Origin of the sequence: Flavobacterium ponti (assembly GCF_042652765.1) — a bacterium.
Taxonomy (GTDB): domain Bacteria; phylum Bacteroidota; class Bacteroidia; order Flavobacteriales; family Flavobacteriaceae; genus Flavobacterium; species Flavobacterium ponti.
This window is the reverse complement of record NZ_JBHSGW010000026.1, coordinates 1-14,259: the sequence shown is the minus strand read 5'-3', so window position 1 is coordinate 14,259 and position 14,259 is coordinate 1. Positions and strand designations below refer to the sequence as shown.

The window sequence follows — 14,259 nt, the reverse complement described above, 5'->3', positions numbered from 1 at the left end:
TTTGTGTTAAAAAACAATATTTATTACGGTTATACCTTTTTTGTTTTACACAAATACCTCATTCGTGATTTTTGTAGTTGTAACGTATTGATTTTTAGTTGTAGATTTAACATATCAAAAACAAACAAACAATTATTTAGTCATGAAAAAGCAAACAAAATCTCAACAACAAAGTGCTTTTTTTCAGTTAGAAAAAAGCGAATTTGTAAATTATCTTTATAAAATTTATCGAGTCAAAAACAAACGATAAATTCTATTTTTTATAGATCAGAATTATTCCCAAATCTACTATCAATTTCTGCTTGAAAAAACTTTTAATTCATTTGTGTCCCTAAATCAGATGAAGCAAAGTAAATCCTCGAGGTCAAGCGGTTAAAGGTATCTTATTTTATTTTTTTAAATTAATTTTTTGTTGAAGAAATTCAGCACAGGATTCTAGTACCCAAAACAAACTTAACAATTAGACTTTTTAGTCTCAAAAAAATACTATATATTATGAAAAATCTACTTACAATATCGTTTCTTGCATTAACATTATCCTTAAGTGCTCAAAATTTTGAAAGTTACTCATTCAGTGGTGGACACACTACAGCAAAAAAAGCTGACGGAACTCTTTGGGGTTGGGGTCATGCCTCTTCTGGACAATTAGCAACTTTAAGTGAAAACGAACCTAAACCAATTAAATTAAGCGAAGAAAATGATTGGAAAACAGTTCAAACAGGAATAAAAAATACATTTGCAATCAAACAAGATGGAACACTTTGGGCTTGTGGAAGTAACGAATATGGAGCTTTAGGAATTAATTCTGAAGAGCAAGTGGTAGAATACTTCCATCAAGTTGGTACCGATTCAGATTGGATTAAAGTAGCTCCTTCTTATTTATTTACGGTTGCTATAAAAGGTGACGGAACAATTTGGGCTTGGGGACAAAACGACTCAAACCAAATGGGTAATAAAACAAAAAGTGATAAAGAATTATCACCTATCCAAATTGGAGATGCTTCTAATTGGGTTGATATTGCAGTAACTACAAATAAAACAGCTTTCGCTATCAAAGAAGATGGAACAATTTGGGGTTGGGGTTTAAATGATTCGAACATGATAGTACCAGATTCAAGAGTTGGAAATACGTATTTACCTACACAAGTTAACAACGATAGAGACTGGGTTAGAATCGAAGCTGGAAAAAATCATGTAATTGCTCAAAAAACGGATGGAACAATCTGGGCTTGGGGAGATTCAAGTATGGGACAATTAGGAAGTGGTGAATTAGTAAGTTACACAAATAGACCACAATTAGTTTCTGCTGATAAATGGATTGATTTCTCTGCTGGTTTTGCTGTTTCTTATGCTGTTAAAAGTGATGGAACACTATGGGCTTGGGGACGAAATAACTTCGGACAACTAGGTGATGGAACAACAGAAAATCGTTATGTACCAGTTCAAATAGGAACAGCTAATGATTGGAAAACAGTTCAAGCAAAAGGATTTCAAGCAACTATGTTGACTAAAAAAGACGGAAGTGTTTATTACATGGGATGGAATACTTTTGGTTCATTTGGAAATGGAACATATGCAAATGCAACTACACCAACAAAAAACAATAATCTTAACTTGTTAAATACTCCAAAGTACAATCACAGAGAAGTACTTGCTGCAAACAAAAAGAGCAAAGGAAGATTACAAGAAAGAGAATTACAAGCTAATCTAGATGCTGCTATTAAAGAGAAAAATGACGTAACAGTTCTAGATAAAAAATAAATTAATTGTTTGTTTTGTAAAAAAGCCCAAATTCTAACTACTGAATTTGGGTTTTTTGTTATATATTAATTTAATTTAAAAATTATACATTCTGCTCTTCATTTTCTTTATCCAAATAATTTTGAACTATATCAATAGCATTCGCAACCACATCACTAAGAGCGGTAATAAACGCTCCTTCTTCAGCAGTATCAATAGCATGTTTGATAGCTTCAGTTTCTAATGGGATGATTTCATATGTTGTATTGCTATCTGCTTCTTTAATTCCATCTAAAATTAAATCAATGATTTCTTGTTCGGTTCTGCCGCGTAAATATTTTTCTTGTCTAATGATAATATGATCAAACATTCTTCCTGCAATTAAACCACATTCTTTAATATCTTCATCACGTCTATCACCAACACCAGCAATAATTCCAATTTTTTTGTTGGCTTCTACATTTTGTAAATACTCTTCAATACCTCGATAACCAGCAGGATTATGAGCAAAATCAATCAATACTTTGAATTTTCTGAACTCAAAAATATTCATTCTTCCTGGAGTTTGAGCTACACTTGGAATAAATGTTTTTAACGATAAACTAATATCTTCGGTTTTAAAACCCCATAAATAACTCGCTAAAGTTGCAGCTAAAACATTGGCAATCATAAAACGAGCTTTCCCACCTAGGGTTAATGGTACATGAGTAGCTCTTTCCACTCTTATTTTCCATTCTCCTTTTTTAATAGTGATGTAGCCGTTTTCGTAAACAGCAACAGTTTTTCCTTCTTTGCTCAAATTTTTTATAAATGGGTTTTCTTCATCCAAACTAAAATAAGCAACGTTGCAATCTAAACTTTCTCCAATTTTTATACAATGTTCGTCTTCAGCATTTAAAACTGCCCAGCCATCTTTTTTAACACTTCGAACAACAACACTTTTCACTCGTGCCAAATCATCTAAAGTATGAATGTCAGCTAAACCTAAATGATCTTCAGCTACATTTGTCAAAACTGCAATATCGCAACGACTAAATCCTAAACCTGATCTTAAAATTCCTCCACGAGCTGTTTCCAAAACTGCAAATTCAACCGTTGGATCTTTTAAAATATATTCAGCAGAAATTGGTCCAGTTGTGTCACCTTTTTCCATCATGTGATTTTGAATATAAATTCCATCAGATGTTGTAAATCCAACTTTAAAACCATTATTTTTAACAATATGTGCTAATAATCGAGTTGTTGTTGTTTTACCATTAGTTCCTGTTACTGCAATAATTGGAATACGACTTTCTTTTCCGGGTGGATATAGCATATCAATAACTGGAGCAGCTACGTTTCTTGGTAATCCTTCAGATGGAGCTAAATGCATTCTAAATCCTGGAGCAGCATTGACTTCTAAAATACAGCCACCATTTTCTTTTAAAGGTTGGGTTAGATTTTCTGCCATAATATCAACCCCACAAATATCTAAACCAATAACTCTTGAAATTCGTTCACACAAAAATATATTTTCAGGATGCATCATATCTGTTACATCAACTGAGGTTCCACCTGTACTCAAATTAGCGGTTGATTTTAAATAAACAACTTCACCATTTGCTGGAATTGTATCAACAGTGTATCCATATTTGTCTAATAAATCTTCAGAATCTCTGTCAATTTCAATTTCGGTTAATACATTTTCATGACCATAACCACGTCTTGGATCTTGATTGGTAATATCAATTAATTGTTGGATTGTGTTTTTCCCATCACCAACCACATTTGCAGGAACTCTTTTGGCGGCAGCTACTAATTTATTGTCAATGATTAAAACCCTAAAATCAAAACCTGTAACGAATTTTTCTACAATTACTCTTCTACTATATTTTTTTGCATAAGCCAAACCTTCCACAGCATCTTCCCAAGTTTTTACGTTGATAGAAGCACCTTTTCCATGATTTCCATCTAAAGGTTTTATTACAATTGGATAACCAATTTTTTTAATTGTAGCTTCTAAATCTTCTTCGTCCACACAAATATCACCATCAGCCACTGGAATTGAAGCCATGTTCAACATGCGTTTGGTTTCTTCTTTATCGCAAGCAATATCAACTGCAATGTTGCTCGTATTACATGTAATGGTAGCCTGAAAACGCATTTGATTAACACCATATCCCAATTGTACTAAAGAATTTGTTCCTAAACGAATCCAAGGAATATCTCTAGAAACAGCTTCATCTACAATGCTTCCTGTACTTGGTCCAAGTCGAACTCGCTCACGAATTTCTCGCATTTTTTGAATATCAGCTTCCAAATCATATTCAGCTCCCGAAATTAAAGCTTCTGCAATTCTAACCGATGATTCGGCAGCAAACATTCCTACATTTTCCTCAGTGTAACTAAAAACAACATTATATGTGCCAGGAGTTTTGGTTTCTCTTGTACGACCAAAACCAGTATCCATTCCAGCAAGAGTTTGGATTTCTAATGCAATATGTTCAATGACATGTCCCATCCAAGTTCCTCTTTCAACGCGCATAAAAAATCCACCACGACAACCTTCAGAACAACGATGTTCAATCATAGTAGGAAACATTTTTTCGATACGTTCACGAAAACCAGGAATTTTATCAGTAGGAGATTGCTCCATTTCTTCTAAATCCAATCGCATTTGGATTAATTTTTTTCTTTTTACACTCCAAATGTTTGGCCCTCTCAAGGCTTGAATTTTTAATATTTTCATTGTTTAATGCTGTTTTTTGTGAAATGTATCTATGTAATTGTTAAAAATAAGAATTTTTTGTTTTAATATTTGAATTATTTTGACAGAAAGTTAAAATTATTTTTGATATTCATAAATAGCGTTGATATTCAAATAATTAGTAAACTTTTCAAAATAAAAAGACCATTCTCTTCTAGCCCTGATGGGAGTGGCACCTTGTAGAACGGACAGCAGGAAAAAGGATTGTTAATAATCCAAAAGTTTAGCTCATAAATTAAAATAAAAAAGAGGATTAGATATTATGAATTTGTTATTTTTGCTTCAAGAAATTACTGTTACAAAGTAATTTAGTATTAATTGGGGGAAATAGTATCTATACATGAATTGTAGAGGAAAATTAATTATCATTGGTGGAGCTGTTGACAAAGGCAGTTTTACAGAAATCAATTTTGATAAAGATGTAGCTAAAAATCTCAATTTCTTTGAGAAAGGTATTTTGAAACGAATTATTGACGAATCAAAACACAAAGAGAAATCGAGAATTGAAATTATACCAACTGCTTCAAGCATACCAAAAGAAGTTGGTGCAGAATATGTTAAAGCGTTGCAATATTTAGGAGCTGAAAACACCGATGTTCTTTATATTGAAAGACGTGAACAAGCAAATGATGATGAGTTTTTGGCTCGTTTAAATGCAGCTGATGTTGTAATGTTTACTGGTGGAGATCAACTCCGTTTGACTTCTATTTTGGGAGGAACAAAATTTCATGATATGTTAATGGATAAGTATAAAAATGAAGATTTTGTATATGCAGGAACTTCAGCTGGAGCTGCTGCAGCCTCTAATAATATGATTTATCAAGGAAGTAGTAGTGAAGCTTTATTAAAAGGTGAAGTAAAAATCACAAGTGGACTTTCGTTTATTGACAACGTAATTATTGATACTCATTTTGTAAAACGTGGAAGAATTGGACGATTGTTTCAAGCTGTTGTGAGTAATCCAAAATTACTTGGAATTGGACTTGGTGAAGACACTGGACTTTTAATCACCAATAATAATGATATGGAAGCGATTGGTTCTGGTTTAGTTATTTTGGTGGATGGAAGAGAAGTAAAAGACACTAATTTAACTGAAGTTGCTCTAGGTCAACCGATTTCAATCAATCATTTGGTTACACATGTAATGAGTATGCACGATACTTTTGATTTGAGTACCTATAAAATGAAAATTCATTCTTCGCAATACGTTTAATAAAGGTTATAGGTAATAGGTTTTGGGTGATAGGTTTACCCATTATCAATTGCCCATTACCAATTGCCCAAAAAATATGAAACTAATAATCCACGGTGGTTTTTTTTCGGAATCATCTACTTCTAATGAGACGAAAGTTGCTAAACAAAAAGCTTTATTGCGAATTGTGAAAGAATCTTATGCATATATGGAAAATCATTCGGCTTTAGAAACTGTAGTTTATGCTGTTTCTTTGTTGGAAGACGATGAATTATTCAATGCTGGAATTGGTTCTCAAATTCAGAGTGATGGAAAAATTAGAATGAGTGCAGCTTTGATGGATGGAACTACAGAGAAATTCAGTGGTGTTATTAATATTGAAGACGTTAAAAATCCGATTCGAGTTGCTGAAAAATTAATGCCTTTTGACGATAGAGTTTTAGGTGGAAGTGGTGCTACAAATTTTGCGAGAGCAAATGGTTTTGAAGTTTTTTCAACGGAAATTCCGCAAAGAAGAGCTGAATATGAAGCCAAACTAAATGCAACAGGAACTGGAACTGTAGGTTGTGTAGCTTTGGATAAAAACGGGAAAATTGCAGTAGCGACTTCAACTGGTGGAAAAGGGTTTGAAATTCCAGGAAGAATATCAGATTCTGCAACCGTTGCTGGAAATTATGCCAATGCTGAATGTGGTGTAAGTCTGACTGGTGTTGGTGAAGATATTGTAAGTGGAGCAGTAGCTACAAAAATAGTAACTCGTGTAACGGATGGATTTACTTTAGAACAAGCCTTTGAAAAAACGTTCAACGAATTAAAACCTTACGATGGTTTTGCAGGTGCAATTGCCATAGATAAAAGCGGAAATATGTTTCACCAAGATTCGCATCCAAGTATGGTTTTTGCTAGTTTTGATGGGGAGAATGAGGAGGTTTTTGGGTGATTTCTATTTATTAAATGGTTTAAGTGTTCTAAATAAATCTTTTTCTGAATAAAAGTTTAAAAAACCATTTTCATCAATTACAAAATATTCATTATGTTTTTTCGTTTCTAAATAATCATATCTTTTTTTATTGTTTAATAATTTGGATTTCATTTTTTCTGAAGATTTACTACCGTCAAAATAAATAGTTTCTAAAATAATTTCATCATTTAGTTGCAATAATTTCATACTACAGCTAACATGTGGAGTTTCATCAATCCACATTCCAATAGCATCTCGAGTTTCATTTTTTAATCCTTTTATTAACGTTTTTTCTTGTTCTAGACTTAAGCCTTGAATGGTAGTGTTTAATTTATTATCTAAATATCTTGAAGTAGCCCAATAACCTTCTCCTTTTAAAGAACCTTCTAAAATATAAGAAATAAATATTTTATTAGCTTGCCTAAAAATGTCATTTTTTATTATTTCCGCAATTGAATTTAATTCTGTAATATTTATTTTATCACTTAAAAGAATAGTAATAGTTGCTTTTTCTTTATATTTAAAATAATTCTTTTCGACTATTTTATAGTTTACTTTCTCTTTGTTAGCTTTTTGGATTTGACATAGATAAGTAATATTATTTTCTTTCATATTTGGAATCAAAACACTCTCAAATTTATATGTTTTAGGAATTCTTTCCATTTGATAAAAATTAATCCCTCTTCCTTTCAAGCGATTTTTAATTTCAAGTTTATCTTTTTCCAACATTCTTAAACCAAAATAAATAGACTTGACTGCTATAAAGTCATATGAATGTTCTCCATAATTTTCAGTTATTACTCTAATTTCCTCTTCATATTTCCATCTTAAAGATTTATATCCAGACATTTTTTGGATTATGTTTTTTGGATTAATGATGTCTTTTAAATCGATACTAGGAGGTTCTTTTTTGTATATTACTGGAAAACTATAAAGATTGATAGATTGATAAGTATTTAATAAGATATCAAGATCATACTCTATGCAAAAACCTTTATGGGAATTAGCATAATGAGCCCAGAGCAGTTCGTCTTTAAATGTTTTTGATAAAGAAAAAATCCCTATTTTTTTAGTAAATTCTAATAAGTCTTTTACAGCTTCAATTACAGGTTGAAATTTTGTAGATTTATTTTTTCTAGCAAAAAAAGAAAGAATAAAATTGGATTGTTTTAAATAATTATCTTTGTTAATTGTTGTTTCACAAGGATCATTTAAACTATTAAAATCGGGAGCCCAAAAATAATTTTTTTCTAAAGAAAATAAATCTCGTTCAAATATTTTTCTATCATCACTGCCTCTATATTTATAAACTTTCATATAATTTTATTTGAAAACTAATTTAGTGAAATTATAAAACTATTTACCCATTTTCTTATAAATCCATTCCATCAAAAAACAAATTACAATTATAGAAGTTGCAGCAATCACTCCAGTTTTATTGGATTCATATTGTTGTGCTAATAAAACAAAAAAAGCAATTGTACAAAGTAAAAAACCAACTATTGAAATAATTTTATTTCCATTAATTTGTTTAGCTAATTTAAATCCAACATAATTTACAACAGCAAAAATCAATAGAAATCCAACACTTCCTGCTGTGGAAATACTTTCTAACTTTAATAAATTAGCAACTATTAATGTGGCAATTGCAGTTATCATTAATCCAATCGGTTGATTCCAAAATTTTCCAGTAAGTTGGTGAGGCAATTCGTCTTCTTCTGCAATTTCATAACTCACACGACTTCCTCCATATAAAGAAGCATTTATGGCAGAAAACGTTGAAATTAATGCTGCAATTGTTATAATAGTGAACCCCGCTTTCCCTAACATGGGTTTTGCAGCTTCAGCTAAAACATAATCTTCAGCTGATGCAATTTCTTTAAAAGGCAACGAACCCACAGTTACAAAAGCAATAATTATATAAAGTAAAATGACAAAAATAACCGAATAGAAATATGCTTTTGAAATGTTCTTTTTTGGATTTTCAATATCTGGAGCAGCATTTGCAATTAGCTCAAAACCTTCGTAAGCTACAAAAATAACCATTCCACCAGTTATAAGATTTAATGGAGTTTCCCAATTTGATAATGAGAGTTGTGTCAAATTTGTATTTCCAACTAAACCATAAATTCCAACTACAATGAAACCTAATAAAATAACCAGTTTTATAATAACAGCAATTGATTCTATTTTTCCAACTATTTTAATGCTGTAATAGTTGACTGCAGTAGCAAAAATAATGATAGCACTTACATAAATATGAAAATCTGCAGAAGTTCCAGTAATTTTGAAAAGGTTAGGAGCATAGGAACCAAAAGCTGATGCATAAAGGGATAACATTATAATGTAACTTACCCAAAGCAAATTATTAATTCCACCACTAAATACAGTTTCTCCAAAACCTTGGTTCACGAATTTCACTGTCCCACCTCTATCAGGATATGTAATAGAAAGTTTTGAATAGCTGTAAGAAGTAACTAATGCCAAAATTCCAGCTATCAAAAATGCAATTGGTGTTCCTCCTTTTGATAAAGATACAGCTAAACCTAAAACGGCAAAAATTCCACCACCAACCATTCCACCAATTCCAATGGAAATAGCATCTTTAAGTCCGATTTTATCATTCTCTTTTTTTACAGATTTTTGCATAATTTTCAATTTGGAATGCTTTATTGTTTTATAACAGGTGTTTTTAAATCTTTAAAACTCCAAAAAACCAACCTACTTATTTTGTTTCCTTGTTCTTGATTAATAGTTTTTACTTCTACAGCTCCTACTTTTTTAAGTAAGTTGTAAATCGGTTTCAAGTTTTCTTTTTTGGAAACTAAAGTCGAAAACCATAAAGATTGAGTTTTGAAATGTACACTTTCATAAATCATATTAGTAATAAAAGCTAATTCTCCACCTTCACACCACAATTCATTATTGACACCACCAAAATTTAAAGTGGGTTTAGAAGTAATTTCATTTTTTAGATTTTTGACTTTACGAATCGTTCCTTTTGTAGCTTCTGCTTTAGAACTGTGAAAAGGAGGATTACACATAGTCATATCAAAATATTCTCCTTCTTTAATGATGTTTTTGAAAATATTTCTTTTGGAAGATTGTATTCGAAGTTCAATTAAATCTTTTAAACTTATATTTGATTTTACAATCTTATCAGCCCATTTTATAGATTGACTGTCAATTTCTGAACCAAGAAATTGCCAGCCATACTCACTAACACCAATTATGGGATAGATTAAATTGGAACCAGTTCCTATATCTAAAATTTTTATTTTTTTTCCAGTTGGAATTTCACCATAAACTTCACTCAAAACATCAGCAATATGATGGATATATTCAGCTCTACCAGGAATTGGTGGACAAAGAAATCCTTTTGGAATATCCCAATAGTCAATATCATAATAGGTTTTTAATAAAGCAGCATTTAAAGACTTTACAGCTTTTGGGTTTGAAAAATCAATACTTTCATTTCCAAATTTATTAATGGAAACAAATTCTTTTAAAGTTGGAGTAGTGCTAATCAGTTGTTCAAAGTCATAGCCAAACTTAAATTTATTTCTAGGATGAAAACCTTTTTTTTCTGGAATTTTTTTCAAAATGTTTTTTGTTTTTGGTAAAGATAAAACTATTAAATAAAAAAATCCCAACCTTTCGATTGGGATTCTTTTATAAGTAAGATAAACGGTTAGACGTTTTATTTAATTTTGTTTACAATAGCTCCAAAAGCTTCTGGGTGATTCATAGCTAAATCTGCAAGAACTTTACGGTTCAATTCGATGTTGTTAGCTTTAATTTTTCCCATAAACTGAGAATAACTCATTCCGTGTAAACGAGCTCCTGCGTTAATACGCACGATCCATAATGAACGGAAGTTTCTTTTGTTTGCTTTTCTATCGCGGTAAGCATAAGTTAATGCTTTTTCTACTGCATTTTTAGCTACTGTCCAAACGTTTTTACGTCTTCCAAAGTAACCTTTGGCTTGCTTTAATACTCTTTTTCTACGTGCTCTTTTAGCAACTGAATTTACTGATCTTGGCATAATTTTAAATGTGTTTTGTAGTAGGCGTCTTATTTTTTCAAAGTACTTAGTTGCTCTAATACAGGGTTATTGAATTGTTTTAACCTAAAGAATTTTAAGGTTTTCTAATAAATTAGATAATTCTTAATTGTTCTTTAATGCTTTTCTCATCTGTTTTATGTACTAAAGCAGAGTGAGTTAAAGCTAATTTACGCTTTTTAGATTTTTTAGTCAAAATGTGACTTTTAAAAGCGTGCTTTCTTTTGATCTTTCCAGAACCAGTAACTTTGAATCGTTTCTTAGCGCTAGACTTTGTTTTCATTTTAGGCATTTCTTCCTTAATTTAATATTTATCTTACTTATTATCTTTTATGCTGAATTTATTCAACATCTTTTCTTTTCGATATAATCTTTTCGATTATTTTTTCTTTTTAGAAGCAATGAACATAATCATTCGCTTTCCTTCAAGAACTGGCATTTGTTCCACTTTACCAAACTCTTCTAAATCTTGAGCTAAACGCAATAATAAAATTTGTCCTTGCTCTTTATAGATAATTGAACGTCCTTTAAAGAAAACGAATGCTTTTAATTTAGCACCTTCTTTTAAGAATTTTTCTGCATTTTTACGTTTGAATTCATAATCATGCTCATCTGTTTGAGGTCCAAAACGGATTTCCTTAACAACAACTTGAGATGATTTTGCTTTCATTTCTTTTTCACGCTTTTTTTGCATGTAAAGAAATTTTTTGTAATCCATTATTTTACAAACTGGTGGTTCAGCATTTGGTGAAATTTCAACCAAATCTAATTCCTGCTCTTCAGCCATTCTCATGGCTTCTGAGGTTTTGTAAATTTTAGGTTCAATATTATCTCCTACAAGACGTACTTCAGGTACACGAATAAAGTTATTAATTCTGTGCGCGTCTTTCTTTTCTACTCGAGGTTGGTAACCTCTGTTGTTTCTTATTGCTATGGCTTTAATTATTTAGTTAAACTTCAAATGTTTTTAATGTTTTCTTCACTTCTTCGTTGACAAGTGAAGCAAATTCGTCAATTGAAACGGTAATATTACCTTTCCCATCTTGACCATGTCTTCTTACAGAAACTGTACCGTTTTTCTCTTCTTCCTCACCTATGATTAGCATGAACGGATATTTTTGTCCTTCAGCATCTCTAATTTTTTTACCAATTGTTTCGTTTCTGTTGTCTACGAGGGTGCGAATTTCGTGATTTTCTAGCAATTCTAAAACTTTTTTAGCATAATTTTCATATTTCTCACTCAAAGACAAGATAATAGCTTGTTCTGGCATTAACCAAAGTGGGAAATTTCCTGCTGTATGTTCCAATAAAATGGCAATGAATCTTTCCATTGAACCAAATGGTGCTCTGTGAATCATAACAGGTCTATGTAATTCATTATCGCTACCTTTATATGTAAGGTCAAAACGTTCAGGTAAATTATAATCAACTTGGATTGTTCCTAGTTGCCAACTTCTTCCTAAAGCATCTTTTACCATAAAATCCAATTTTGGACCATAGAAAGCAGCTTCACCATATTCAACAACCGTATTTAGGTTTTTGTCTTTTGCAGCATTGATAATAGCATTTTCAGCTTTTTCCCAATTTTCATCGCTACCTATATATTTTTCTCTGTTTTCTTGATCACGTAAAGAAATTTGTGCTGTAAAATTTTCAAATCCTAATGATCCAAAAACATATAATACTAGGTCAATTACTTTTTTAAATTCTTCATCTAATTGATCTGGTGTACAGAAAATATGTGCATCATCTTGAGTAAATCCTCTTACACGAGTTAAACCATGTAATTCTCCACTTTGCTCGTATCTATATACTGTTCCGAATTCTGCATAACGTTTAGGTAAATCTTTGTATGACCAAGGTCTAGCATTATATATTTCACAGTGGTGAGGACAGTTCATCGGTTTCAACAAAAACTCTTCACCTTCTGCAGGAGTGTTTATAGGTTGAAAACTATCAGCTCCATATTTTGCATAATGTCCAGAAGTAACATATAATTCTTTTTGACCAATATGTGGAGTTACTACTTGTTCGTAACCAGCCTTCTTTTGTGCTTTCTTTAAAAATTGTTCTAATCTATCACGTAAAGCAGCACCTTTTGGTAACCATAAAGGTAAGCCTTGTCCAACTCGCTGAGAAAAATGAAATAAATCTAATTCTTTTCCCAATTTCCTATGATCACGTTTTTTAGCTTCTTCAAGTAAATGTAAGTAATCAGTTAAATCTTTTTGTTTTGGGAAAGATATTCCATAAACTCTAGTCAACTGTTTGTTGTTTTCATTTCCTCTCCAATATGCACCAGCTATAGAAAGAATTTTAAAAGCTTTTATAATTCCTGTATGTGGAATATGCCCACCACGACACAAATCAAAAAAGTTTGAATGATCACAAAACGTAATCGTTCCGTCTTCAAGATTTGAAATCAGTTCAGTCTTGTATTCATTATCCTTATATATAGACAATGCTTCTGCTTTAGAAACCGAACGCATTTTAAATTCATGCTTCTCTCTAGATATTTCTAAAACTCTATCTTCAATTGCTTTAAAGTCTGCATCAGTAAATTTATCATCACCAAAATCAACGTCATAATAAAAACCATTATCAATAGCAGGACCTAATGTTAATTTAGCATTTGGAAACTTTTCTTCAATAGCTTGTGCCATAACGTGAGAAGTAGAATGCCAAAAAGCTTTCTTTCCTTCATCATTATTCCAAGTATATAATATTAATGAACCATCGGTGGTTAATTCGGTTGTTGTTTCAACTGTTGTATCATTAAAGGAAGCAGAAATAACATTTCTAGCTAATCCTTCACTAATGCTCATTGCAACATCCATAGGAGTAGAACCTTTTGTTATCTCCTTAATTGACCCGTCAGGTAAAGTAATTTGTATCATTGTGTATTTTTAATAAGATGCAAATATAAAACAAAGACTAAACACATACAATATATATAGGTTTCATTTATAAATAAAAAAAATGCACCTTTATATATAGGTGTGATTTCGATTAGTATCTTATACTTCAGTTTAATTAAAAGAGTTTTTTGTTCTGGCTCTGCATTATTTTTATGGTAAATAAGAAAAGGATGTGACTAAAAGATTAAGTTTTGCTGTTTTGATTTTAAGTTTTGGTAAGAAAAGCTAAAAAGTGGAGTAAATAAGTTCAGATAAAAGTTCAGTTATTAACAAGATTCATGGTTTTAGAATATTTTTTATAAATATAAAGTGGATTTATTTGATTGAAAAAGGGGTGTTGTGTAGGTTTGGTTTGTGATTGGAGCGCTAATAATGAAAACTGGTTAAAATTATTTTTGATTGTAAAATACACAAAACCAACTGAGTAAATATAAAATAAAAAAAAGGATAAAAAATAAATGCAAAAAGGTTTGTGTTATAGAAAAAAGCTATTACTTTTGCACCCGCAATAAAGCAGTAGTTCATATCAATATTGAGGCAGAAATTTTAGTTGAAAGGTATTAAAATTTTTCAAAAAAAAGTTTGCCAGAAATAAAAGTTTGATTTACCTTTGCCGTCCGCTAAACACGGAACAGGCAG

The 14,259-nt window shown here is 31.1% G+C and carries 11 protein-coding genes; 3 read left to right on the top strand and 8 right to left on the bottom strand.

The features are described from left to right. Positions 1-495: 495 nt before the first annotated feature. Positions 496-1,761, top strand: coding sequence for an RCC1 domain-containing protein (locus ACFO3U_RS11090; protein ID WP_379742122.1), 1,266 nt, complete (start codon positions 496-498; stop codon positions 1,759-1,761). Between the two features lie 82 nt (positions 1,762-1,843). Here the strand turns inward: ACFO3U_RS11090 and cphA are convergent, their stop codons facing one another. Continuing rightward, positions 1,844-4,468 carry a cyanophycin synthetase gene (gene cphA, locus ACFO3U_RS11085; RefSeq protein ID WP_379742119.1) on the bottom strand — a complete coding sequence of 875 codons (2,625 nt, stop codon included), beginning with the start codon at positions 4,466-4,468 and terminating at the stop codon, positions 1,844-1,846. A 358-nt stretch (positions 4,469-4,826) separates the two neighbouring features. Here cphA and ACFO3U_RS11080 point away from each other — a divergent pair, with 358 nt between their 5' ends. After that, positions 4,827-5,699, top strand: coding sequence for a cyanophycinase (locus ACFO3U_RS11080; protein WP_379742116.1), 873 nt, complete (start codon positions 4,827-4,829; stop codon positions 5,697-5,699). Positions 5,700-5,775: 76 nt separating this feature from the next. Continuing rightward, positions 5,776-6,618, top strand: coding sequence for an isoaspartyl peptidase/L-asparaginase (locus tag ACFO3U_RS11075; RefSeq protein ID WP_379742113.1), 843 nt, complete (start codon positions 5,776-5,778; stop codon positions 6,616-6,618). A 3-nt stretch (positions 6,619-6,621) separates the two neighbouring features. Here ACFO3U_RS11075 and ACFO3U_RS11070 read toward each other — a convergent pair whose 3' ends face one another. The 7 genes from ACFO3U_RS11070 to thrS all read right to left on the bottom strand — a co-directional run bounded on the left by ACFO3U_RS11070 (position 6,622) and on the right by thrS (position 13,599). Further along, complete coding sequence (locus tag ACFO3U_RS11070) at positions 6,622-7,956, bottom strand: DUF2971 domain-containing protein (protein ID WP_379742110.1); 1,335 nt, start codon at positions 7,954-7,956, stop codon at positions 6,622-6,624. A 39-nt stretch (positions 7,957-7,995) separates the two neighbouring features. Then, positions 7,996-9,288 carry an APC family permease gene (locus ACFO3U_RS11065; protein WP_379742107.1) on the bottom strand — a complete coding sequence of 431 codons (1,293 nt, stop codon included), beginning with the start codon at positions 9,286-9,288 and terminating at the stop codon, positions 7,996-7,998. A 20-nt stretch (positions 9,289-9,308) separates the two neighbouring features. After that, positions 9,309-10,241, bottom strand: a complete 933-nt coding sequence (gene rlmF, locus ACFO3U_RS11060) for a 23S rRNA (adenine(1618)-N(6))-methyltransferase RlmF (RefSeq protein WP_379742104.1) — start codon at positions 10,239-10,241, stop codon at positions 9,309-9,311. 98 nt (positions 10,242-10,339) lie between these two features. Continuing rightward, complete coding sequence (gene rplT, locus ACFO3U_RS11055) at positions 10,340-10,684, bottom strand: 50S ribosomal protein L20 (protein WP_379742101.1); 345 nt, start codon at positions 10,682-10,684, stop codon at positions 10,340-10,342. A 112-nt stretch (positions 10,685-10,796) separates the two neighbouring features. Beyond that, a complete protein-coding gene (rpmI, locus tag ACFO3U_RS11050; RefSeq protein ID WP_379742098.1) occupies positions 10,797-10,994 on the bottom strand; it encodes a 50S ribosomal protein L35 in 198 nt (65 codons plus the stop codon). Between the two features lie 87 nt (positions 10,995-11,081). Next, complete coding sequence (gene infC, locus ACFO3U_RS11045; protein ID WP_379742474.1) at positions 11,082-11,636, bottom strand: translation initiation factor IF-3; 555 nt, start codon at positions 11,634-11,636, stop codon at positions 11,082-11,084. Positions 11,637-11,652: 16 nt separating this feature from the next. Further along, positions 11,653-13,599 carry a threonine--tRNA ligase gene (gene thrS, locus ACFO3U_RS11040; protein WP_379742095.1) on the bottom strand — a complete coding sequence of 649 codons (1,947 nt, stop codon included), beginning with the start codon at positions 13,597-13,599 and terminating at the stop codon, positions 11,653-11,655. Between the last annotated feature and the right edge of the window lie 660 nt (positions 13,600-14,259).